Source organism: Streptoalloteichus hindustanus (genome assembly GCF_900129375.1).
Taxonomy (GTDB): Bacteria; Actinomycetota; Actinomycetes; order Mycobacteriales; family Pseudonocardiaceae; genus Streptoalloteichus; species Streptoalloteichus hindustanus.
Window position 1 is genome coordinate 379,281 of sequence record NZ_FQVN01000004.1, and the last position, 22,653, is coordinate 401,933.

18 protein-coding genes and 1 pseudogene are annotated in these 22,653 nt (G+C 71.7%); 8 read left to right on the forward strand and 11 right to left on the reverse strand.

The features are described 5' to 3' along the window. Positions 1–55: 55 nt before the first annotated feature. The 4 genes from BUE43_RS14600 to BUE43_RS14615 all read right to left on the reverse strand — a co-directional run bounded on the left by BUE43_RS14600 (position 56) and on the right by BUE43_RS14615 (position 9,271). On the reverse strand, positions 56–5,014 hold the full coding sequence (locus BUE43_RS14600) for an SbcC/MukB-like Walker B domain-containing protein (protein ID WP_073483335.1): 4,959 nt from the start codon (positions 5,012–5,014) through the stop codon (positions 56–58). Continuing rightward, positions 5,011–6,306: a DUF2398 family protein gene (locus BUE43_RS14605; RefSeq protein ID WP_073483337.1), complete on the reverse strand. Its 1,296-nt coding sequence runs from the start codon at positions 6,304–6,306 to the stop codon at positions 5,011–5,013. Before BUE43_RS14605 ends, BUE43_RS14600 begins: the two co-directional genes overlap by 4 nt. Next, on the reverse strand, positions 6,303–7,850 hold the full coding sequence (locus BUE43_RS14610; protein WP_073483339.1) for a DUF2397 family protein: 1,548 nt from the start codon (positions 7,848–7,850) through the stop codon (positions 6,303–6,305). The genes BUE43_RS14605 and BUE43_RS14610 overlap by 4 nt, the downstream gene beginning before the upstream one ends. 632 nt (positions 7,851–8,482) lie before the next feature. Continuing rightward, a complete protein-coding gene (locus tag BUE43_RS14615) occupies positions 8,483–9,271 on the reverse strand; it encodes an exonuclease domain-containing protein (RefSeq protein ID WP_073483341.1) in 789 nt (262 codons plus the stop codon). A gap of 238 nt (positions 9,272–9,509) precedes the next feature. Here BUE43_RS14615 and BUE43_RS14620 point away from each other — a divergent pair, with 238 nt between their 5' ends. Both BUE43_RS14620 and BUE43_RS35140 read left to right on the forward strand, forming a co-directional pair. After that, positions 9,510–9,974, forward strand: a complete 465-nt coding sequence (locus BUE43_RS14620) for a cupin domain-containing protein (protein ID WP_073483343.1) — start codon at positions 9,510–9,512, stop codon at positions 9,972–9,974. Between the two features lie 80 nt (positions 9,975–10,054). After that, positions 10,055–10,372 (forward strand): annotated as a pseudogene (locus BUE43_RS35140) (transposase); the annotation flags it as partial. Between the two features lie 397 nt (positions 10,373–10,769). On the opposite strand, the gene BUE43_RS14630 reads toward BUE43_RS35140, so the two are convergent. Continuing rightward, positions 10,770–11,120 carry a winged helix-turn-helix transcriptional regulator gene (locus BUE43_RS14630; protein WP_073483866.1) on the reverse strand — a complete coding sequence of 117 codons (351 nt, stop codon included), beginning with the start codon at positions 11,118–11,120 and terminating at the stop codon, positions 10,770–10,772. A 43-nt stretch (positions 11,121–11,163) separates the two neighbouring features. Between BUE43_RS14630 and BUE43_RS14635 the strand changes: the two genes are divergently transcribed. The 6 genes from BUE43_RS14635 (at position 11,164) to BUE43_RS14660 (ending at position 17,091) form a co-directional block, all read left to right on the forward strand. Further along, positions 11,164–12,051 (forward strand): NAD(P)-dependent oxidoreductase, encoded by an 888-nt coding sequence (locus BUE43_RS14635; protein WP_073483347.1) that lies wholly within the window; start codon positions 11,164–11,166, stop codon positions 12,049–12,051. Between the two features lie 115 nt (positions 12,052–12,166). After that, positions 12,167–12,829 (forward strand): VOC family protein, encoded by a 663-nt coding sequence (locus BUE43_RS14640; protein WP_073483349.1) that lies wholly within the window; start codon positions 12,167–12,169, stop codon positions 12,827–12,829. A gap of 196 nt (positions 12,830–13,025) precedes the next feature. Next, entirely contained in the window at positions 13,026–13,478 is a 453-nt protein-coding gene (locus BUE43_RS14645) for an iron chaperone (protein ID WP_073483351.1), read from the forward strand. A 68-nt stretch (positions 13,479–13,546) separates the two neighbouring features. Continuing rightward, on the forward strand, positions 13,547–14,302 hold the full coding sequence (locus BUE43_RS14650; RefSeq protein WP_073483353.1) for an ABC transporter ATP-binding protein: 756 nt from the start codon (positions 13,547–13,549) through the stop codon (positions 14,300–14,302). Then, on the forward strand, positions 14,299–15,909 hold the full coding sequence (locus tag BUE43_RS14655) for a hypothetical protein (protein WP_073483355.1): 1,611 nt from the start codon (positions 14,299–14,301) through the stop codon (positions 15,907–15,909). Before BUE43_RS14650 ends, BUE43_RS14655 begins: the two co-directional genes overlap by 4 nt. Positions 15,910–16,041: 132 nt before the next feature. Next, positions 16,042–17,091 (forward strand): cobalamin-independent methionine synthase II family protein, encoded by a 1,050-nt coding sequence (locus BUE43_RS14660; RefSeq protein WP_073483357.1) that lies wholly within the window; start codon positions 16,042–16,044, stop codon positions 17,089–17,091. Positions 17,092–17,150: 59 nt separating this feature from the next. On the opposite strand, the gene BUE43_RS14665 is transcribed toward BUE43_RS14660, so the two are convergent. The 6 genes from BUE43_RS14665 to BUE43_RS14690 form a co-directional block, all read right to left on the reverse strand. Further along, on the reverse strand, positions 17,151–19,292 hold the full coding sequence (locus BUE43_RS14665; protein ID WP_073483359.1) for a tetratricopeptide repeat protein: 2,142 nt from the start codon (positions 19,290–19,292) through the stop codon (positions 17,151–17,153). Then, a complete protein-coding gene (locus tag BUE43_RS14670; protein WP_143174167.1) occupies positions 19,289–20,038 on the reverse strand; it encodes a hypothetical protein in 750 nt (249 codons plus the stop codon). The genes BUE43_RS14665 and BUE43_RS14670 overlap by 4 nt, the downstream gene beginning before the upstream one ends. Further along, entirely contained in the window at positions 20,022–20,207 is a 186-nt protein-coding gene (locus tag BUE43_RS33480; RefSeq protein ID WP_073483362.1) for an RNA polymerase-binding protein RbpA, read from the reverse strand. The genes BUE43_RS14670 and BUE43_RS33480 overlap by 17 nt, the downstream gene beginning before the upstream one ends. A gap of 110 nt (positions 20,208–20,317) precedes the next feature. Further along, entirely contained in the window at positions 20,318–20,701 is a 384-nt protein-coding gene (locus tag BUE43_RS33485) for a hypothetical protein (protein WP_073483364.1), read from the reverse strand. A 6-nt stretch (positions 20,702–20,707) separates the two neighbouring features. Further along, complete coding sequence (locus BUE43_RS14685) at positions 20,708–20,896, reverse strand: hypothetical protein (protein WP_143174168.1); 189 nt, start codon at positions 20,894–20,896, stop codon at positions 20,708–20,710. A gap of 611 nt (positions 20,897–21,507) precedes the next feature. Beyond that, positions 21,508–22,140 (reverse strand): bifunctional DNA primase/polymerase, encoded by a 633-nt coding sequence (locus BUE43_RS14690; RefSeq protein WP_073483367.1) that lies wholly within the window; start codon positions 22,138–22,140, stop codon positions 21,508–21,510. Positions 22,141–22,653 lie beyond the last annotated feature (513 nt).

Genomic DNA, 22,653 nt, shown 5'->3' on the forward strand with positions numbered 1-22,653 from the left:
GCCCAGAGCGGTGCCAGGTCCGGGTCGCGTGCCAGGACATCCCGTCGCGTGGGCATCAACCCTCACCTCCGCCCGCGGACAGGTCGAGCGTCAGGACCTCCGGTTCACCGTGTCCCTCCCACAACCACGGCACTGTCACTCGACGCTTGCCCGCGGTGACGAGCTGGTGGACCACAACCCGGCCGGTTTCCTTCTTGATCATCGGGGTGATGAACGGGGCGGTGGCCAGCACGTCGAAAGCCCAGGAGCGGAGGAGTGCGAGCACCTGCCTGAGGTTGGGTTCGTCGAAGGCGGCGTCGATCTCGTCGATCGAGACCCAGCGTGGTCCTCGATAGTCCGGGCCCGAGTACATCGACCACGCCGCTGCGAGCAGGGGGAGCATCGTGGCCAGCCGTCGCTCACCGGTGGACAGTGACTCCAGGGGGTTGGAGCGTGCCGTGACCTCGCGGAACTTCCCCTCGTTCTGGTCGCTGAAGGATGAGTGTGTCACGGAGATCGTCCAGTCGTGCCACGAGCGGTAGTCGAAGGTGTGTGCGACACGTTCCTTCCACGAGTCGCCTGCTCGCTCGTTCATCCGCTGACGGAGCACGGTGTACATGTCCTCGAAGATCTCGTCGGACTGCGGCTGCGAGATCAACTCGACCATGCGTCGGGCGTCCTCGTCCTCCCGGACGGTCCACTCGACCTGGACGCCGACGTTCGCCACCCCGGTGCGCACCTCGGCGAGAGTCCTGCGGATCTGGCGAACCAGCTCCTGCGCGGCTTCCCGGCGAACCAGGATGTCGCGCCGGAGTTGGGTGAACAGGCCCGTCTTCAGCGTGCGCTTCACGTCATCCCGGAGGTCGTCTTCCAACTGTGCCGCCGTCGCGGTCAACTTCTCGACCGCGGCGGGCAGGTCCTCGCCCCGGCTCGCGCCGGGATCGGCGACCACGGCGCGGCGCCACTCGGTGCCCTCGATGCTCGCCAGCACGACCTGGCGGTCAAACCGCGCCAACGCGGTGCTGGTCGTGCGCGCGCTGGACTCCACCTGGGAGAGCGCGCGGCCGCGTGCCTGACGAAGCGTCTCCAGCCGGTCGGTGCCACCCGTGTGGTCAGACAGCAGTCGCCGGGCCCAGGTCAGCGCTGCCGTGAGGTGCGCGGGCTTGCCTGATTCGTTGCTGAGCTCGTCCGGTATGGACGTGAACCGCTCCTCCACGAGCCGGCCGATCTGCCGCACGCACGCGTCCCGGCGTCGTTCCGCCGCCTCGCGTTGGGGGGCGATTCCGTCGAGCGTGGCCTGCGCGGCCGCGGCGGCGTTGCTGGCCTGCTGACCGCGGTCCAGCACCTCGCCGTGCTCCTTCTTCGCGCGGTTGAGATCGTCGACGATCCCCGTCCTGGCGGACGTAAGTTGTTGGTACTCGGCGCCGTACAGTTCCCGTGCCTCGGCGACGGTGGAGGCTTCGCGGATCGCCTTGAGCTTGGCAGCGTCCGCTTCGGCCCGATCTCTGGCGGCAACCGCAGCGCGGTTTCTGGCTGAGGCGGCGGTGGCGCGGGCGTGACGGGCCAGTTCGGTGGCCCGGGTTGCGGCGTGTTCCCACAGCTCGACCTGGTGCCCCAGGCGAGTGGCGGTGACGCGGTGTGCCTGGAGAAGCGTCCGCTCTGCGGGCAGCAACCGCCCGTCCGGCAGTGTGGCCGCTTGGTTCAGTCGGCGAAGCGCCTCGTGCACCGCCGCACCCGCCTGCCGATGGCGTTCGGCGACGTCAAGCACCTGCCTGGCTGCCCGGCGCAGTACGCCCTCTTCACGGTCCTCGTCGAGATGGACGCGCCGCACGTGACCCAGGTCGGGGAACGAGGCGCGTTCGGCGTCAGCCTCGCGCTGCGCTTCGGTAGCCCTGCTCAGCGCGTCAGCCGCCTGGGCCGCCGCAACCCGGCGTTGTTCTGCTGTCCGAGTCGCCTCGTCGGTTCGGTGGCTGGTCGCACGGGCAACGCCCTCGGCGTGGGAAAGCCGCTGCTTGACGGCGGCGACTCCAGAGGTCCGACGTTCCGCCGCGGCCGTCAGCAGGGCGAGCACTCTGTCGCGTTCGCGCTGCGCTTCGGCGGTGCGCTCCGCTGCACGGTGCCGCGCCTCCTCGGCGTCGGCCCGCAGCCGCGCTGCGTCCCGGCGGGCGTCGACGAGCTCGGTGGGGTCGGGGAGTGAGTCGCGTTCCGCTGCGGCCGCGAGCACGTTGGACTTCCGCGTCGAGACCTCGGACCCAGCCGCGTCGACGGCGGAGGTCGCGCGGGCCAGTGCCGCTTCCAGTTCAGCGACGAGTCTCAACCGTCGACGTTCGCGGGTGGTACGGCCGATGAACTCCGCGCGGTACCCCTCGGGTGCGGCAGCGGTCAGAGGACCGGTCGTGAGCTGCCCGTGCTCGGCGGTGCGGGGCACTGGTACTGAACGGAGCAACGCCTCCACGCGATCCGGGGGAACGGCGGGCGAGGGCTCCGGGCGCAGCAGGTCCGCGAGCGTACGGCCCGGGACCGGCGTGCCAGCGGTGATGACCAGGTCACCGGCCAGCGCTGCGCCGTCCGACGTCACCAACGCGTCCAGCAGGCCGGAGACCAGAAGGGCGCCCTCCACCAGATTCGCCTGCTCAGGTGGCAGGCCCTCGGCGAAGTCCACCAAGGCCCACAGCGGCACACCCTGACCTGGATGGCGATCACGCCAGGGCGGCGCTGTCGGCACCGGCGCCGCACGGCGGGCGTCGAGCAGCTTGCCCTCGACCTCGTCGGCCGCGGCCCGCGCGTCTGCCAGCGCCCGCCGGGACTCGTTCAGGAGCAGCTCCAGATCGACCTTGACCTGGGCGTGCGCCTGTTCCACAGCCAGGCGGACCGCGGCGGGGTCCACGTCCGCGGCGGGGTCGGGCAGCGCGACGGTGGTCAGGAATCGGTTGGCGGCACGCCACCGATGGGTTTCCCTCGCCCAGTTGATCGCGGTCCGGTCGGCTGTCGCGGCGGCGTCGACGGCGGCGCGCTCGGTGGCATCGAACTGGTGCCGTGCGGCGTCGATCTCCCGTGTGCAGGCCTCCTCCGCCGAGGCACGCCGGCGTTGGTCCGCCGCTGCCTCGGCGAGTGCCGCCGCACGCGCCGCCGCCAGTGCCGCGGCGGCCTCCGCGGCCGCTGCCTCGGCCTCCCGCTGCTCCTTGCTCGCATCGTCGCGCGCTCGCTCGGCCTGGTCCCGAAGAGCTGCGGCGGTATCGGCGGCGCGGTGATGCCCCGTCACGTTGATCCGGCCACGCACCAGATCCACCGCCGCCGACATCCACGCCTCGATCAGGTCCGGCTCCAGGTGTTCGTCCGCCGAATCGCGGTACTCGACCAGCTCGGCGGGTAGGTCGTCGAAGTGCCGGGCCTGTGTCGCCCACCGGCTGATCTGCTCAACCAGGTCTGCCTCGGCCTCCTGGCGTGCCCGGGTGGTGTTCTCCGCTCGCTGCCGCGCCTCGATTTCGTCTCGTTCGGCGCGACGCAGCTCGTCCGCGGCCGATTGCTCGTCGCGCTGGGCGTCGGCGTGCGCGTGCAGCGCCTCCGCGACGAGATCGACCTGCTCGACACGGGAGGCCACCCACGCCAGTGGAGTCGCACACACGTGCTGGAGGTCGACAGTCGGCGTGTCGCGTTCGCCGGCAGCGGTCAGCAGTCCCGTGACCTCGACGATCCGTTCGAGTGCGGCGCCAGCCCCCACCTCGCGGGACGCCGCACGCAGTTCGTCCAGCAACTGCGTGAGGTGGTCCATGCTCTCCTCGGCGCTCACCGCGGCCTCGGTGGACCGTTCTGCCGCGATCTGAGCATCGACCGCGGCCTCGTCGGCCCGGCCTTCAGCCCTCTTGGCATCCTGCGCGAGCTCCGCCGCTCGCTGTTCCCGCTGCGGCAGCTCGGCTCCCGCGTGATCACGCAGCGCGGCGTCAGTGGCGTCCCTGCGGCCTTCGAGCACGGAGATCTCGGCGTCCAGCGCCCTGAGCCGCTCTGCCGCATCGTCCTGCGCCCGTCGAGCCGCCTCAAGCTTTTCGGTTGCATCCCGGGTCTGGCGAGCCTGAGCGTCGAAGTCCGTGTTGGCTGCCGTGAGCCGCGCCGCCTCCACCTCGACCAGCGCCGAGACGTAGCGCTGGTACCGCTTGTCGACGGTGGCGAGCTGCTTGGCCTCGTCGCGCATGTCCGCCAGTTGCGTCTCCAGCTCAGAGATGCGCTCCATCGCCTCACCGATAACGATCAGGCGGTCCGGATCGAGCGCGGGCAGGGCCTCGGTGAGGACCGCGCGCATCTGCGCCGGCGGGATGGCCTCTGCGGTGCGCAGGCTCCGCAGGCTGCGCAGCACACCCATCAGCGCCTCGAACTGGACCTCGTCCAACGGGGCGAACAGGCGCTGGCGCACCGCGTGCCGGTAACCGGGCTCATCGCCGACCGCCGCCAGGTGCCTGGCGGCCTTCGACCTCAGTGGGGCTGCCGAGGTGAACAGCTCCCCACCAGTCTCGGCCAGCTGGCTGGCGAGATCGTCGATGCGCACGGGATCTCCCGCCCGCGTCAGTACGAGCTGGTCACCAATCCGACCAGGCGTCAGGAAAAAGGCGCGCTGCAGGTTTCCACTGACCGAACGCAGCCATAACCCAGTGGTCAGGTAGGACGTCGATTTGCTGACCGCGTCTCGCATCCCGTACTCGACCCACCACGTGCCAGTGCGGTCCTCGCGTTCGTTGCGGTCGGTGTGCCTGCTGGTCAGCGTGCCCGCAGCCTTGCCCGTCACGGAAAGGGCGGTCTGCGAGGTGTCGGCGTCCAGGAGAAGCGTGACCAGCATTGACGCCGTCAACGACTTGCCCGATCCGTTCGGGCCGGTCAAGGTCATCCAGCCGTCGGCGAACACCAGGACCTCGTCGGACCAAGCCCAGGAGTTGACCGCTCCGGCACGGGTGGGCTGCCAGCGGCCGTCAGCCCCAGGCACCCCCACCGAGGGTAGGTCGCGCACCGGCCCCCACCGCTCCGCCGGGTGTTCCACGCTGCTCATGGGGCGACGCCCTTCCCGCCGTTCGACGTGGTGCCGCTTGTCTGGGCACCGTGCCGGACTGCGACCCGCCAGAAGTGGACACCAGGTGTGGGTTGCCAGGCGTCCGGACCCATCGGCACCAACAGCCCGACGGCGACGAGTTCTGCAGCCGCGGCCCTGGCCAGTGCGGGCAGCCGCTGGTCGTAGGCTGCAGCCCAGCGCGGCACCCTCGACCGCACCCGCGTGAACAGCTCGATCACCTCGAAGATGTCCAGCTCACCTCGTGGGTCGGGCCGCTGGGTCACCGCGTCCAGCAGCGCGAGCGCCGCCTGCCGCTCGTTTCGCCGCCCGTTCGGGAAATCGATCAGCGTGCCGATGCCGCTGGCGTCGGTGACCTCCCACCAGTCGCGCCGTGCCGTTGTGGTGAAGCCCAGGGACGCGGTGACCTCCAGAGCTCGATCACGACCAGCCGGCGTGTGCAGGTACGGCATCGCGGCACGGTCATCCAGAGGGTCAGTGGCTGGGTCATCGACCAGGCGGCGAACCGCCCGCAGCCGGCGTTCGTCCACGCTCGGTTCGCTCGCGTTCAGTTCCTCTACCCGCCCGGTCTCGTCACCCAACGCAGCCAACGACAGGGCGCTCGACGACAGGGCGTCGACGTGCCGGGCTGCTGGCAGGTCCGCCAAGCCGAGGAGCGCGGGGGACAACGACGAGAACTTCTGCGCCAACCTCTCCCGTGAGGCACTGACGACCAGGTCGCTCTCATCCTCGCCGATCGCGCGGTCGAGATCGGCGTCGACGGCGATCGACCCCTCGTCCACCAGGAGCTTGAGCGCGTCGACGAGGTTGGCCCGGCTCGTTTGCGCCTCCTTCTTGCCCGTGCCGTCCGAGGCGACGATCTTGAACTGGGGCAGCTGATCGGCCGGCGCTTCGGCGGCGCACACCTGGGCGATAGCCTGCATCAGCTCCCGGAGGCTCATCCTCGGCCGGCGCCAGAGCTGTTCGCACACCAGCGCGACCAGTGCCAGAATCTCCTTCGACGCCAGATGAACGTCGCGGCCGTCCCGTCGCAGCCACGGTCCCCGATCGGCCGGCACGTCGCTGCGGCGCTTGTGGAGGCGGACCAGCTCGGCTGACTCCACGACCTCCACCGCCCAGCCGAGTTCCACCCGGAAGAAGTCGGTCAGCTCCCGGCGTCCCTGAACCGCCGCCCGGTACAGCTCGACATCCAGCTCAGCCCGGATACGGCCGGTGGCGATCAGCTTGCGGGCGGGCTCTTGCAGCTCCGGGGCCAGAGAGCGCCCGCCGCTCACGCCGCCCCGCCCTGCTCCGCCATGTCAGCGCCAACCTCGACGTCGGCGGAGCGCAGCACGCTCACCCGGATGTCAGGAGCGGTCAGCACTCCATCTGTGAACCGCACACGCGCCACCCTTCCCATGATGCCGAGCCTGACCAGGACCTGGAGGTTCGCCCCGTCCGCGTAGGCCCGTCCAAGGCCGCTGACCGGGTCCAACTGGGCCAGCGCGACTTCGACGGCGCGCATCAGCACGTCGGCTGCATCCGTTGGCAGCCCAGCGAAGTGGTCCAGTGCGACCTCGCCGTCGGTCTCCAGCAGCGCGGTGAGCCGTCGCCGTCGCGCCGCCTGCGCCGCCGCGTCGATCAACGCGGCCTCACGTTCCCTGCTCGTGTCGGCCACCTTGCGGGGCCGCCCGCTGGGCGGCCCGTGCCGCTCGTGCTCCCGTAGCGTCACCTCGACGTGGTGCCTGGTGCGGCTGCCCACCGCCAGTGTCCCGTGGGCTACGTCTTCCTCGGCGGCCCTTGTCACGGCGTGCCACGCCGGCCAGTCGCCGAACGCGGCGGCGTACACTTGCCGTGCTGCGGCGTCGGTCGACTGGGCGTGCAGGCTCCGCGCCAGTATCCGGAAGTCATGCCCCAGGTCCGAACCTCTGCGCCGAGCCGTGTAGCGACGGTCGATCGCCACGAGCAGCGTGTGCACCGCTCCCGTCGCCGAAGCGATCAGCCGGTGCACTGTGCCGTCGGGGTGAAACCACGCCTCCAGGTCGGCCAGCCGCCGCACCCTGTCCTCCACCCAGCTCTGCTGGTCGGCGGCGTCGATCAAGCCGGCGTGAGCGACCGCTGCCTCCGCCAAGGCGTGGTGGCCCGCTGCCCGCACATCCTCCAGAGCCGCCTCCACCCGTTGCAGCGCCCGTTCGTACTCGCGGGGGAACTGACGTAACGCCTCGACGACCCGGTCCCGGTTGTCTCCGAACACATCGTCATCGGTGACGTCGGACTGCACCATCTGCGCAAGTGCGGCGTAGAAGTCAGCGGTCACCTTCTGAAGTTCGTCCAGCCGCGTTCGCACATCGTCCAGGTCGACCGGCAGCAAACCCGGATCGCTTCCAGCGTGCGCAAGCAGCCCGCGAACCGTGCTCTCGACACCGTCGAGAAGCCTGCTGGGCAGTTGCAGCGCCCGGCGCGCATCAACCACCGCAAGGCGGACCGCTGCGACGATAGCCCTGCCCTTGCGGGTTAATGCCCACGACTCCTGTCGAACGATCACCCCCTGAAAGCTTCGGATCGGTGCCGCGTAATCGCGAAAAGGCTCGGCAAAACCCCATTTCGCGAGTTGGTCGAGTGCCGAACGCAACTCACCCTCGGGCAGCGGATCGTGATAGCCGACCGCCTTCGCCTGTTCGGCGATGTCGCTCAGGGTGGACATCGGGCCGCGAGTGGACAACTCCTCCAACGCGGCCAACAGCGCCGTGTACCGCTCGCGCACGAGGTCCTCGGGCAAGGCGAAAACGGACCAGTCGCTCGCCTCGACCTCCTGCCACCACCGCCGAGGCTCCCGCACCGCTCTCCTCTTAGCCGCTTCAGCGCATCGAATGCGCAACCATGCAACCACGTCTGTGTTTGTCTGACACGCGCCTCATCGGGTTAATTCAGCACCCGAGTCTGCCGTTAGCGCGATCGCGGCTGGCCAGGCTACCCGCCCTTCCATCTGACGATCTGACTACTTTCTTCGCTGCGACGAACAGGTGAAAGATCACTGATCAACCGCCGTCGTTGACGCTCCGTACTAGAACCTGAGTCCGTGCCAACAACGGCAGCTTCAGCGGCGCGCGACGAGGTGCTCGCGCGGACCGCTCGTGGCTGACGCCACTGGGCCGCCGGGTGCTCAGCGCCCTGTTGGTTCGTGCGGTCCATGGCTGGCATCTCTTCGTCCGTTCACATCCCACCGCCGACGCGTTCCTGTGGGACCTGGAGGCATGTTCGCCGTCCTGGTCTGGGACCAGTTGCCGGACGAGCGGACCGTGCGTGCCGCCGCCTGGCCGCTAAGGAGCGCTGCGCTGTGATTCACAGTGCTGGAGGCCAGGTGCTTGCGTCCAGCGGGCTGCGCCATGTCGCCATTCTTCCTGGCGGTGGCACCGGTTCTCGTCGCCCAGCCCGCTTCGAACGGCACGTCGAGCCAGACTCGTTGCGGCATCAGGGATTCCCGTGCGTCGTCGTGCCGGCCACCGCCGGGAGCCTGGCGGGCCACTGGTCGGCGTCGGCGCGCTCGCCGGCCGCCCGGTCCCGCAACTTCTGCGCTTCGGCCGGGTCGTCGGCGCGGGCGGCGAGCCGGTCGAGGTAACCGGCGAAGCTGTGCGTCTGCTCCCGGTGCCACTCGGCCTGGCTCTGGTGCAGCTCGGCCAGCGGGACCTGCCCGACCTCGGTGGGGAAGCGCTGGGCCAGTCGCCAGGCCAGTCGCGCGCAGGCCAGGGCGTCGCCGGCCGAGGTGTGGGCCTGGTCCAGCCGCACCTGGTAGTGCGCGCACAGCGCCTCCAGGTGGCGCTTGCCCTTGCGGTAGCGGTCCAGGTGCCGGTCCAGGCACATCGGGTCGACCACCGGCCCGGTGACGGCGAACTCCCGTCGGTGGTGCCGCCACAGCTCCGCGGCCAGCAGCGACAGGTCGAACGGGGCGTTGAACACGCACAGCGGCACGTCCGGGTTCCAGGCCGTCGTCAACGCCTCGGCGACCTCGGCCACCACGACGGCGGCCGGCTGACCGTGGGCGCGGGCGTGTTCGGTGCTGATCCCGTGCACGGCGCTGGCCTCGGCCGGGATCTCCACCCCGGGATCGGCCAGCCAGGTCCGCACCCGTGGCTGCTGGCCCGGTGAGATCACCACCAGCGACGCGGTGACCAGCCGGTCCGTCGTCGGGTCCACCCCGGTGGACTCCATGTCGAACGCCAACAGGGGACCGTCCGCCCACGAACGCGAAGAGCCGATCATGCACAGAACGTAGCGAAAGATCCCGACAGGGAGACACCCAGCCGTGCCGGGGCTGGATTCCGGTTGTCCTGGCGGCGGAGCCTGTCTGCGGTTGTGATCATCGGACGCGGTTGGTTGAATTTTCAACGAAACCGGCCGGGCGCGACGGTCGCGTCGGGAGAAGGACCGCACCGCTCCGCCTGACCTCGCAGAAGCCGACGCACAGACAACCCTTGTGCGTGACCGGGAAGGACCTGACATGAGCATCGCCCTGATACGGAACCGAGGCGACGGCGAGCCCTACCGGTACTACGACGCGCTGCAGGAACAGGTCGTGTCGACCGTCGAGACCAACGGAGCGGTCACCGTCGCGCGCCTGAGCATGCGCCGCGGCGACGCGCCACCCCTGCACAGCCACAGCCGCGAGGACGAGAGCTGGGTCGTCTTGTCCGGCCGCGTCCGCTTCTGGGTGGGGGCGAACTCCCTGGAGGAGTGCGAGGTGCGCGACGCCGGACCCGGCGCCTACGTCTTCGCGCCCCGGTTCGTCCCCCACACGCTCCAACCCATCACCTCGACCGCGGAGGTTCTGGTCATCAACAACCCCGGAGCCATCGAGGGCTACTTCCGGTCGGTCGGAAGCGCCGACGCGCGCCGCGACGACGAGCACCTCGACGACCTCGCGCGATATGGAGTGGTGCTCCTGGACAACCCGCCTCCTGCCTGAGGACCGCCCCGTCATCGATCTCGGCGGCGGCACAGCGGGGCGCGTGCTGATCGGCGCGCGACGGGCGAGAGGACGCGGGTGTGACGCGTGCGCGACTCACCGATGAGGAGTGGGAGTTCGTCGAGCCGTTCCTGCCGATCGGCCGGTTCGGCCCGTATCCCGAGCGACTGCGCGAGCAGTTCGAGGGCGTGATCTGGCGGTTCCGCACCGGCGGCCGGTGGCGGGAGATGCCCGAGCGCTTCGGCCCGTGGCAGACGGTCTACAACCGCTTCCGGCGATGGCGGGACGGGGGAGTTTTCCAGGCCCTGCTGGAAACACGGGCGCGGCGCGACGTGGCCGGTGCGCGGGTGGGCGCGGAAACCCTGACCGCGATCGAGGAGGCGGCCGCGCGGAAGAAGGAGCGCATGAGGGACGGCGAGAACACGCGGGACGCGCGTTTCCCGACAACGCCGTGATGGTGGAGATCCGGTGATCCGGTTGGTCGTGGCGCAGCGGCGGCCATGACGTCCGAGTCGGTTCCCTCGGTGGAGGACCGAATGTCCGCGTGGGGGCCGGAGTTTGAGGCCACCGGCCCCCACACCACCCCGCGGGCCTCGCGTTTTCGGGACCAGCACACAGATCCAGGGCGCGTCGCCCCTCGCCGTCGGCTGGTCGGCACCGTCAGGCAGGCGGATGCGGCGCTGCGCGGTACCCACTTTTTTGTGGGTACTTGGCAACGCGTGACGGCCGGGAGAACCTGGTGGTGGGTGGTCGAAGGCCGCTGTGTCCGGAGACGGCGGGGGAGGTGGTGTCGCGTCAGGAGGCCGACTGGGCCTCGATGAGCCTCGCCAGGCGGCGATGGCCCCAGTCGGACAGGGGCGCCAGCGCCTCGGAGAGCTCGCGGCCGAACGCGGTCAGCGAGTACTCGGTCTTCAGCGGCAGCACGTCGTGCACCTCCCGGTGCACCAACCCGTCCGCCTCCATCTCCCGGAGTGCCTGAGTCAGCACCTTCTCCCTGATGCCCGGCAGCCGCCGGAGCATCTCCCCGGGCCGGTGCGGACCGGATTCGAGCAGCCAGAGCAGCGCCGTCTTCCACTTGCCGTCGATCACGGCGATCGCGGCGGTCACTCCGCAGACATTCGTGTTCTGCGCACGACTGCGCGTCATGGTCACCCCGTTTGTTGCCTTTGTCCTCTACAGGAGTCATAGCATGTCTTCGCTTTCCGAACAGTCCGCCGTCACCGTGCTCGGTCTGGGACCGATGGGCCAGGCCCTGGCCAGCGCCTTCCTGAACGCGGGGGTGCGCACCACGGTCTGGAACCGGACGCCGGGCAAGGACGGCGCGCTGACCGCGCGCGGGGCGATCAGCGCCCAGTCGGCGGAGGAGGCCGTCGCCGCGAGCGAGCTGGTCGTGGTCTGCGTGGTGAACTACGACGCGTCGGACGCCATCCTGCGGCGGGACGCGGTCACCGAGGCGCTCCAGGGGCGCACGGTGGTGAACCTGACCGCCGACACCCCGGACCGGGCCCGGGACACCGCGGCCTGGGCGGCCGAGCACGGCATCCGCTACCTGGACGGCGCGATCATGACGCCGACCATCACCATCGGAACGCCGAACGCGGTGTTCATCCACAGTGGACCGGAAGCGCTCTTCCAGGAGCACCGGCCCGTGCTGGACGCGCTGGGCGGCACCCACACCCACCTCGGTGAGGACATCGGCCGGGCGGCGGCGTACGACATCGCGCTGCTCGACATCTTCTGGACCGCGATGACGGGTTACGCGCACGCCCTGGCCGTGGCCCGGGCGGAGGGCATCTCCGCGCAGGAGCTCGCGCCGTTCGCCAAGGGCATCGGCGCTGTCCTGTCCCTGTCCATCGAGCAGGACGCGAAGGAGGTGGACAGCGGCCGCTACTCCGGCGAGGGCAACCCGATCACCTCGGCGGCCTCGTCGATGGCGCACATCGTGCACGCCTCCGAGGCCCACGGCATCGACGCGGGTGTGATGCGCGCGGCCGAGGGCCTGGCCCGCCGGGTCATCGGACTGGGCCACGGCACGGACGGGTTCATCCGGATCGTCGACATCCTGGGCCGCCGCTGAGCGCGGCCGGAGGTTGAGCCCGCCTTCGCGGGCGTAGTGCGGCCAGCGGCGCGGCTCCGAGACCGGTCAGGAATCAAGAAGCACCGGTCACGGGGCCGCGCCTAGCGTTCCTGCCATGACCTCGATCGACAGCGTCACCCTTGAGGTGGCCGACCCCGCCGCCGCCGAACGCTTCTACACCAGCGCCTTCGGGCTCGACACGCAGCTGCGCCTGCGGGCCGCGCGGGAACCGACCACCGGCTTCCGGGGGTTCGTCCTGTCGCTGACGGTGTCCCAGCCCGCCGATGTCAACGCGCTGGTCACCGCGGCCCTGGAGGCCGGCGCGACGGCGCTCAAGCCCGCCGCGAAGTCGTTGTGGGGCTACGGCGGAGTCGTCCAGGCCCCCGACGGCACGATCTGGAAGGTCGCGACCTCGGCGAAGAAGGACACCGGACCCGCCACCCGGCGCGTCGACGACGTCGTGCTCCTGCTGGGAGTCGCGGACGTGGCCGCGAGCAGGCGGTTCTACCTCGACCGGGGCCTCACCGTGGCCAGGAGCTTCGGCCGCATGTACGTCGAGTTCGCCACCGGCCCCAGCCCCAGCCCCGTCGGGCTGGCCCCGGTCACGTCGGCGTCGGTCAAGCTGGCGCTGTACCGGCGTCGTGCCCTGGCCAAGGACGTCGGCGTCTCCCCGGAGGGCACCGGGTCGCACCGCATCGCGCTCGGTGGGGCTGTCGAGCCGTTCACCGACCCGGACGGGTTCGCGTGGGAGAACACCGCGGTGGCGGTGCTGTCCTGATGTGCCACTTCCACCTGCTCGGTATGGCCGCCGCGCTCGCCGAGGAAAGCACCGTCAGCGCCGCCGGCGCCGACCACCCGGCCGATCACCCATCTGGTGTTGACGACATCACATGTCCGGCCTCCGAAAAACACCAGGTCAGTACGGCGGGTCGGGTTACGGTCCCGCGCACCACCCCCTGAAAGGAGACACCCCCATGAGCCGCACCAAGACCAGCAACTACGAGGGCTTCACCGCCGAGGAACGCGCCGCGATGAAGGAACACGCCCAGGAGGTGAAGAAGGCCGCCCGCCGCAGCTCCCGCGCCGACAAGGCCGCCGAAGCCCTGAAGGACCTCCTCGCCAAGATCGCCACCATGCCCGAGGCCGACCGCGCCATCGCCGAACGCGTCCACGCCCTCGTCACGGCCAACGCCCCCATGCTGGCGCCGAAGCTGTGGTACGGCATGCCCGCCTACGCCCGGGACGGCAAGGTCGTGTGCTTCCTGCAGAACGCGGACAAGTTCAAGACCCGCTACTCCACCCTCGGCTTCAACGACCTGGCGGCACTGGACGACGGCGCGATGTGGCCCACCCACTTCGCCCTGACCGAGATGACCACCGAGGTCGAGGAACGCATCGCCACCCTGGTCCGACGAGCAGTGAGCTGAACCGAACTCGCGGTCGCGTTCCCCGCCGGCCCTCCCCGGCATGAACCACGTGAAGGAAGACACCGCGAGTGCGTGCTCCCTCCGTCCCCGCCGTCGAGGTCGTGGACCTCACCCAGCGCTTCGGCTCCGTGCTCGCCGTCGACCGGATCAGCCTGAGCATCCCGCCGGGGACGTTCTACGGCATCGTCGGCCCCAACGGCGCCGGCAAGACCACCACCCTGACGGCCGTGTGCGGGCTGCGGGAGCCCACCTCGGGCTCGATCACGATCGCCGGCCACGACCTGCGCACCGCCCGGGAAGCCGCCCTCGCCCAGCTCGGCGTCATGATGGACGGGTTGTCCCTGCCCGAGCGGCTGACCGCCACCGAGGTCCTGCGCTACAGCGCCGGCCTGCGCGGCCTGGACGACGGCTGGCGGAAGCGCGCGGGTGACCTGCTGGAGATCCTGGGGCTGGACGCGGTCCCGCGCACGCTGGTCGTGGAGTACTCCACGGGCATGCGCAAGAAGATCAACCTGGCGTTGGCGCTGCTGCACCGGCCCCGGGTGCTGGTGTTGGACGAGCCGTTCGAGGCGATCGACCCGGTCTCGGCCCACGCCATCGAGCAGGTGTTGCGGCAGTACGTCGACGGCGGCGGCACGGTGGTGATGTCCAGCCACATCATGGACTTCGTCGAACGCAACTGCCGGCGGGTGGCGGTGGTGGCCGGCGGGCGGGTGCTGGTCGAGGGGCCGGTGGAGGAGGTGGCCGCGGGGGCCACCCTCAACGAGCGGTTCGTCGACCTGGTGGGCGCCGACCCCGTGCGCCCGCTGGAGTGGCTGGCATGACCCGGACGCTGTTCGCGCTCAAGCTGCGCCTGTTCCGCAACGGCCCGCACAACGAACGCGGGTTCAGCCTGGTCGCCGGGCTGGTCCTGGCCGCACTGGTGGTCGTGGGGGCCCGCCTGGCCGCACGCGGCGCGATGCACGAGGGCTGGGTCGCGGTGGCGGTCACCGTCTGGGGCGGCATGTGGGTGTTCGGGCCGCTGGCCCAGCCCCGCCACGATCCGTCGGTCATCTCGCGCGAGTGGCTGCGTGGCTACCCGCTGCGGCCGTGGCGGCTGGCGCGCGCCCTGTCGTGGACCGAACTGCTGGGCGTCGGGCCGCTGATCACGGTGGCGTGCCTGTCGTCCCTGGTGGTGCTGGCCGCGCCCGGCGGCCCCGCGGCGGGCGCGATCGCCGCGGTGGCGGCGTTGGCCCAGCTGTACCTGCTGGTGTGGGCGGGCAAGACGGTGGCGGCGCTGGCGGCCTGGCTGTTGCGGACGCGGGCGGGGATGACGCTGGCGGCCGTCCAGACCGCGGTCATGCTCGCGCTGTCGTTCGCCGGATGGGTGCCGGTCGCGGCCTGGCTGCTGCCGCAGCTGGGGGAGGGCGACACCGCCCTGGTCACCCCCGCGCTCGGGCGGCTGCCCGCGTCGGTGACCGACCTGCTCGCCACCCTGCCCACGGGATGGGGCTACGCCGCGGCCCTCGCCGCCCGCGACGGCGCCGGGCCGGGTGCCGTCGTGCCGCCGCTGGTGGCGCTGCTGGCCGTGGGCGCCCTGTTGCAGTTGGGCTGGATCGCGCTGACCGCCCGCGCCCTGCGCCGGCCGCCTCGCCCGCCGCGGCCACGACGGCCCGCCGCACCAGGACGCCCTCCGGTGTCGCCGTTGACGATGACGCCGGTGTCCGCGGTCGTCGCCCGGGAACTGGCCACCTGGCTGCGTGACCCGGCGCGCGGCGTGGAGCTGCGCAGCGCCTGGCTGACACCGCCGCTGATGGCGCTGATCATCGCCTTCTCCGAGTGGTGGTGGGCGTTGCCCCTGGTGGGGCCCGCGGCGGCGGTGTTCGGCGCGATGGTCGCGACCAACACCTACGCCCTGGACGGCACGGCGCTGTGGCAGCCGCTCACCACGCCGGGCGCGCTCAAAGCCGATGTGCGGGGGCGGATGGCGGCGTGGGCGGTGCTGTTCGGGCTGCCCTCCCTCGCGCTGGCGGCCGCGTTGTGGGCGGCGACCGGCTCGCCCGTGGGGGGCGCGGCCGTCGGCGGGGCGCTCGCCGCGGCCGCGGTGGGCTGCGCCGGGGCGCCGCTGCTCGCGGTCGTGATGCCGGCCGTGGGCGCCGACGCCCGCGATCGGATCCACCCGGGCCAGCGGGCGGGCGATCCCACCGGCGGGCAGATGACGATCTTCCCGGTCGTGCTGCTGGCCGCCGTCCTCCCCGGTGTGCTCGGCGGGGTGGCCGGTGGACCGCGGTGGGTGGGCGTCCTGATCGCCGTGGGCCTGTCCGCCGCGGTCCTGGCGGTCACCCCCGTCCTCACCCTGCGTCTGCTCCAGCGGCGCGGTACCGCCCTCCTCGACGCGATGGCCTCCCGCGACGCGGCCGTTCTCCGCGCGTCCACCCGAGGGGCGAGCTGAAACGGAGGGGCAGGGTTCCTCATCACATCGTGTGATCGCTGGGGTCGGCAGTGTCGGGTGCCCGCGCCTGTCGGGTAGTTCTTCCAGCGTTGGTGGCCAGCACGGCGCTGCGACTGTGAGAGGGCGTGCCCGATGACGATTCCCACCGAACCGATCGGCAGCATCCCCCGTCCCCCCGAGCTGTTGGCCGCGATGCAGTCGGGCGACGCCACCGCGCTGGCCGCCGCGCAAGAAGCGGCGGTGCGCGACACGATCACGCGGATGGAGCAGGCCGGCAGTCCGGTCGTCACCGACGGCGAGCAGGCCAAACCCAGCTTCCTCACCTACCCGGTCGCGGACCTGCCGAACCTGGCGCCGGGCGGCGTGGTGATCCCGTTCGCCGACGGGCACACCCGGCAGCTACCCACCTTGACCGCCGGGCCGTTCCGCTACGGCGCCCATGCCGAGCAGTACCTCCGCGCCGCCCAGAAGCACGCGAGCGCGCCGGTCAAGCAGGCGGTGATCGCGCCCTCGGCGTTGAGCCTGCTGTACCCGGCGGGCGGTATCGACGGCTACTCGCGCGAGTCGTTCCTCGACGACCTGGTCAACGAGGCCGAGGCCGACATCCGTCGCTGCCTGGACGCCGGCGCGCACGTCGTCCAACTGGACTTCACCGAGGGCCGGCTGTCGCTCAAGCTCGACCCGTCGGGGGGCGTCCTGGACGACTTCGTCGCCCTGAACAACCGGGTGCTGGAGCGGTTCTCCGACGACGAGCGGGCCCGGATCGGGGTGCACACCTGCCCGGGCGCCGACCAGGACTCCACCCACAGCCTCGACGTCGACTACGCCGGCCTGCTGCCGAAGCTGTTGCGGATGAAGGCGGGCAACTTCTACCTCCAGTTGGCCAGCGAGCCCGACCCGGACAGGGTCCTGGCCGTCGTCGCGGACCACCTGCCGCCCGCGGCGCGCGTGTTCGTCGGGGTGATCGACCCGATCGACCCGGCGGTGGAGACGGCCGAGCAGGTCCGCGACCGGGTCCTGGCGGCCGCCGGGTACCTGCCCGTCGACCGGCTCGGCACCTGCGACGACTGCGGTTTCTCCCCGTTCGCCGACGACACCTCCACCTCCCGCGACACCGCCTTCGCCAAGATCCGCGCGCGGGTCGAGGGCACCGCGCTCGCCGCCGCACAACTCGGGCTGTGACCGTGGTCGTCGCGGCCGCTGTCCTCCAGCGGTGGGCCGCCTGAGCGCTGCCCGTCGACTCATCGGTCGCCCCCGGGTTCGTCGCTGTCCCTCGGGTCGCTGTCCCTCGGGTCGCTGTTCTTCGGAACGTGGCGCTGGACGCCGAGGCGGGCTTTGAGGACGGCGGCGTCGCGGTGCGCGATCGCCTGGTAGTGGTGGAGGGCCTGTCGCCAGTGGGCGCGGGCGGCGGCGGCATCGCCGGCGCCCTCGGCGAGATCACCGAGCAGGTGGTACACCGCGCCGAGGTCGTGGTGCGCGCCGATGGACCCCAGGAGGTCTCGTGCCCGGTGGAGCAGGAGCACCGCGTGGGTGGTGTCGCCGGCGTGGTGGTGGGCCAGGGCGAGCGGGCGCAGCACGCGGGCGACCGCCGTGCCGTCCGCCAACGCCTCCAGGTCGCGCCGCGCGGTGGTGAGTTCGCCGATCGCGTCGCGGTGTTGGCCCAGGTCGAGGAGGATCCGCCCGACGTGGGCGCGGCGCAGGGCGGCGGCCCGGGGGTGGCCGTGGTGTTCGGCCATGGCCAGCGCCTGGCGCATCAGCGTGAGGGCGCGGGTGTGCTGGCCACGGGCGTGGGCGAGGGCGCCGAGCTGTTCCAGGGCGGTGGCCTCGACTGCCTGGTGTCCGGCCTGTCGGGCCAGTTCCAACGCGGGGGTGATGTGCTCGTGGGCTTCGGTGTGGCGGTGTTGGTCGAGGTAGGCGTGGGCGAGTTGGGTGCGCAGCCGCGCCTCGGCGGCCGGGTGGGCGTCGTGCCGGGCGGCGGCGATGCCGACGAGGTGGGTGCGCGCCCAGTCGAGGTGGTGGCGGGTGTGCAGCCACAGCGGCCACAACGCCTCGCACAGCTGCCAGGTGAGGGTGTGCCAGCCGTGGCCGGCGGCCACCAACGTCGCGGTGGTGAGGTTGACCCGTTCTGCCTCCAGCCACGCCACCGTCTCGGCCGCACCGGCCTGCGTGGTCGGGAGGTTCTGGAACCGGTCACCGATCCAGGCCCGGGTGGGCCGCAGCCGGTACGCGGCGGCCACGGCGTGGTCGAGATACCACTCGACGACCCGGCGCACGGCGAGCAGTCGCGTGTGGACGGTGTCCTGCGCGCGGACGCGGTCCAGGGCGTCGACGCGGACCGGTTCGGGTTGGCGGAGCCGGCCGTGGTGCTGGTCCAGCAGTCGGACGTGGGTGAGTTCGGCCAGGACCTGCCCGGCCCGGTCCCGGCCGATGCCCAGCAGCGCGGCCGCGGCGTCGGGGTGGTAGGCGGGTCCGGGGTGCAGGGCCAGCAGCCGGTGGGCCTGTTGCGCCTCGAACGACAGTTCCTCGTACATCACGGGGATCACCCCCGAGGTGGGGTCGGTGGCGGACAGGGTCGTGGCGAGTTGGCCCAGGGTGAGGTGGCGCCGCACGGTCAGGTGGGCGGCGAGCAGGGCCAGGGTGTGGGGGAGGCCGGCGCACCAGCCGACGATCTGACGCAGCGCCTCGGGTTCGGCGTCGGCGCGGGGGCCGGCGCCGCGACGCAGAACCTGGTGCGCGGCATCGGGTGCGAGTGGGGACAGGGCGATCTTGCGTGCCCCGTCGAGGGTGAGCCCGGACAGCGTGGCGCGGCTGGCGACCAGCACCGCCGAACGGGGCGAGCCGGGCAGCAGCGGCCGGACCTGGGCGGCGGACAGCGGCCGGTCCAGCAGCACCGCGAGGGCCTTGTCGGCGGTGAGGGCGCGGTAGAGGGCCGCGCGGCCCTCCAGTCCCACCGGCAGGTGTTGGGGTGGGTGGCCCAGGGCGCGGAGGAACGCGCCGAGGACGTCGCTGGGCGGTAACGGGTCCTGCACGGGGTCGGTGCCGGCGAGATCGACGTACAGTTGCCCGTCGGGGAACGACTCCTTGGCGCGGCGGGTGAGCCAGTGCACGGCCAGGGCGGTCTTGCCGATCCCGGCGGGCCCGGTGATCACCACCAGCATCGGGTCGGACCGCTGGCCGGCCCAGGTGTCGAGTTGGGTGAGTTCCCGGTCGCGGCCCAGGAGAACCGGTGGCGGGAGGGGAAGTTGCCTCGGCACGGGATGCGGCTGGTGGGGTGCGGGGCTGTGGAGGTGGAGGCCGCCGTGGATGTCCCCGGCCTGGATCGACAGGCCGATGGTGTGCGCGGTGACCTGGTTGACGGGCGGTCGGGGCTGGTCGTGGCTCACGAGGCCCGCCCCTGGTCCGGGGCCGCGTGGGTGTGGGTGGCCAGAAGTTCGTGCACCAGGAGGAAGTTCCGGTGTACGTCCTGAATGGACAGCGCGCGGCCGGCCAGGATCCGGGCGAGGGCGCGGCCAGCAGCGGTGTGGGGGATCTGGTGGTGTCGGCTGGCGTGCCGCAACCACAGCAGGCCGGGCAACATCGAGCGCAGCAGGGTTTCGTCGAGGAGGTCGGGGCCGAGGTGGAGGTGGGCCTCGGGCTGCCACATCCACTCCCACACCACCGTTTCCCGGGCTCCGCCCCGCGCGGTGAGGGTGACCAGGTGGGGGACGAGCGTCATCTCCGGGGGCCGGGCCGTGGCCTGGATCGTCGGGGTGGTGCCGGTGATCGGGGCGCCGGCGAGGAGGTAGGAGTGCGCGGGCCGGCGGCGGACGTGGTGGAGGTGGCGGCTGTAGGTCACGGCGAGGCGGGCTTCCACGGTGATCGGGCCGGAGGGGATCACGGTGACGGCGTGAACCCCGGGGGCGTGGCGGGCGTGTTCGGCGTCGGCCAACGCCCTGCGGGTGCGCAACAGCAGCACCTGGGTGTGCTCGGGCCAGGTCGCGAGGCGTTGGCAGGCGGGGATCGAGCCCAGGAGGCAGTGGGGTGCGGCGAGGATCAGCAGGCCGGGGTGCGGGGCGTAGGGCAGCGGGGGCAGCGCCTCGACCGGGAACACCGGCTCGTCGCCCCCGGTGGTCTCAGGCGTGATCGACATGGGAGCCCCCGAGCTGCGGGTGGTGAACGCGGCCGGCCCCCAGCAGGGCGAGGCGTTCGGCGAGAAGCTGTTCCAGCTCCGGGATGCTGCGCCGTTCCCGCAACATGTCCCAGTGCGTGCGGGCCGGTTTGGTCGGTGATGTGGCGCGGGGTGCGAGTTCGGCGGGCATGGGATGGTGCACCTCCTCAACAGGTGCGGTGTCCGTCCTGTGTGGACAGATCTGGTGGTGGGCGTGGCGGCGTCGGGGGCCGCGCCGCCGGAACCTGACAGGACGGGGCTTCAGCGGGATCGGCGGCGGGCCAGGAGGGCGAACGCGGCGACCAGGAACAGCAGCGAGGCCGGAATCAGCACGGTGGTCAGCAGCAGCGTCGCCCAGGAGATCAGGATGTGCCGCCAGTCCCAGGGCTGGTCGTTCAGCGCGCACTCGACCAGGGGCAGTGCGGCGGCGACGCAGGCCAGGACGAACAGGGCGCCCAGGCTCATCGTGAACCGCATGTCCCGGAGCCGTGGCCGCGACGACGCGGGTGGCGAGGCTTCGGGATGCCACGGGGGCACGGTGGGGGACGGCGGCAGGTGTTCCAGCCGGCCGAGCCCTCCGTCGATGGCGCTGGGCCAGTCGCGGTTGTCGTCGTCGGCGCCGGGGGTGGCGGGCGGTCGTGGCACGGGTGGTCACCGCCGCCGGGGCGCGGGGGCGTGGAGGGTGATGGGGACGCCGTCCAGCAACACCGACCGGTAGACGCGCACCCCGATCGCGACCAGGCGGCGGACCGCCTCGGCGTAGCCGATGTGCTCGGTGGCCATCACCAGGCGCACGGCCTCCTCCATGCTGGGGCAGAGATCCAGGTTCCGCACAGGCATGACGTGTGTCCTTTCTGGACAGACAGTTCTGGTTGTCGCGTGTGGACAGACCGTGGGGGGAAATCCCAGGGGAAAGACGTGGTGGACGGTGGAGGCGGGTCGCGGCACCCGACACGGCGGAGCCACCTGGGGCGTGTGCTTCCGCCCGGGGTGCCGCGACCCGTGGACCCGGCGCGCCGTTGCGCGGGCCCGCCCGCCGGGGCCAGGGGACTGTCCGCTGTTCGCCGTCTCGGTGGGGGAGCGGACGGCGTCCAGCGGTGTTCGACCAACTCCGGCAGGAGATTGCGGGGTGGGGTGGTTGCCCCCTGCCTGACGGGGGACTGTGCGCTCCTCGGCATGGGGAAGCGCCCAGGCAGGGGGCAACCGGTCTCAAGGAAGTCCAGGCGCGGCCGGGCCACCCGCCGGGTGTGGGGGTGTACGCCCTGGGGCCGGGCGGCGACGGAGCCACTCCTCGCCGTTCCCGGAGCGGCGCGGCACACGGGAACGGGCAGGGTGCGGGGGTGTCTGCTACGCCGCCGCCCGGCGGCGCGGTCGCGGTCTGGAGGAGGTGGACAGTCCGCGCCGGCCGAAGCCGCACGACAGGAACATCACCGGGTCACGGTGACGAAGGCTCAATGCTGGTCGGGTCTTGTCGTCTTCGTGGTGCGCAACGCCTGGAACAGGGCGTCCTGCACGAGGTTCCGGCATGGCAGGGTCCATCCCGCCGCCTCCGGGGGAATCCGCCAGCGGTGCGGCCGGTCGTGCTGTTCGGTGGGTGGCAGCACCGCCCACGATCCGGAGCCCAGCACCCGCACCCCGAGTGTGGGGTGCAGGGGAAGGCCGGAGGTGACCAGCAGCAGCCAACGTCCGTGTGAGGTCACGACGACCGGCCCGATCGCCCCGGACTCCCGCAGCGCGGCCAGGGTGTGTTCCCCTTCTGCCGCCGGGATGTCCACGGCGTCGATGCCGCGCCCGCAGGCCAGCAGGATCGGGTACGGGGCGTGGGTCCAGGTCTCCAGCGCCTGCGGCGCGGACAAACCCGGCGGACTCCCACAGGGTTGCGCGACCGGCAAACAGTCCGGGCCGCCGGGAACGATCGGCCAGCCATGGGAAGCGTAGGAGACAGCAGCGTCACGCAACTCGCCCTGTTCGTCGCCGTGCCGGTGTCCCGGGTCGGCCAGGGCTGGTGTTCCGAGCTGTCGCTGGCGGAGAGCCGGGTCCAGCAGGTCGGGAAGCCCGACGTGTGGAGAGGCCAGATTGTCCATAGATGTCTCCGATATCGACCGAGGTGGCGATGTCGAGTGGGGTGGGCCGCAGGCGACACACGGTGGGGCCGCCTGCGGCCCGGGCGCCCGGTCGCCGCGCGCTCCGCGCCGGATGAAACAGAGCGGCGTCGACGCCGGGCAGATCTGGGTTTCCCTCTCTCGATCTGAGGCGGGGGAGAATCGCGGTGGGGAAGCCTCAGGCTTTCGGCCCCCCGACGGTGGTCGGGTTCATGCCGTGCGTGAGCGATCAACCGGCGGTGCTTTGCCCGTCGCACGCGTGCGACGGTGGTTCTTCCCGCGCCATGTTCCGGAGTCGTCGAGTACGGCTCCGCACGCACACCAGCAGCGCCCGTCGATCTGGTATCTCCGAGTTGTCCGATCGAGCTTTCGCCACAGCTCGACGGTCTGTGGCCTGCAGAGGTGCCATCTTCGAGGAAGCGGCGCCTTCCACCAGGGGAGTCCGCCGCGGTGCCGCACGCCGGCTCGGTCCGGATCACGGACCCAGGGGGCGCG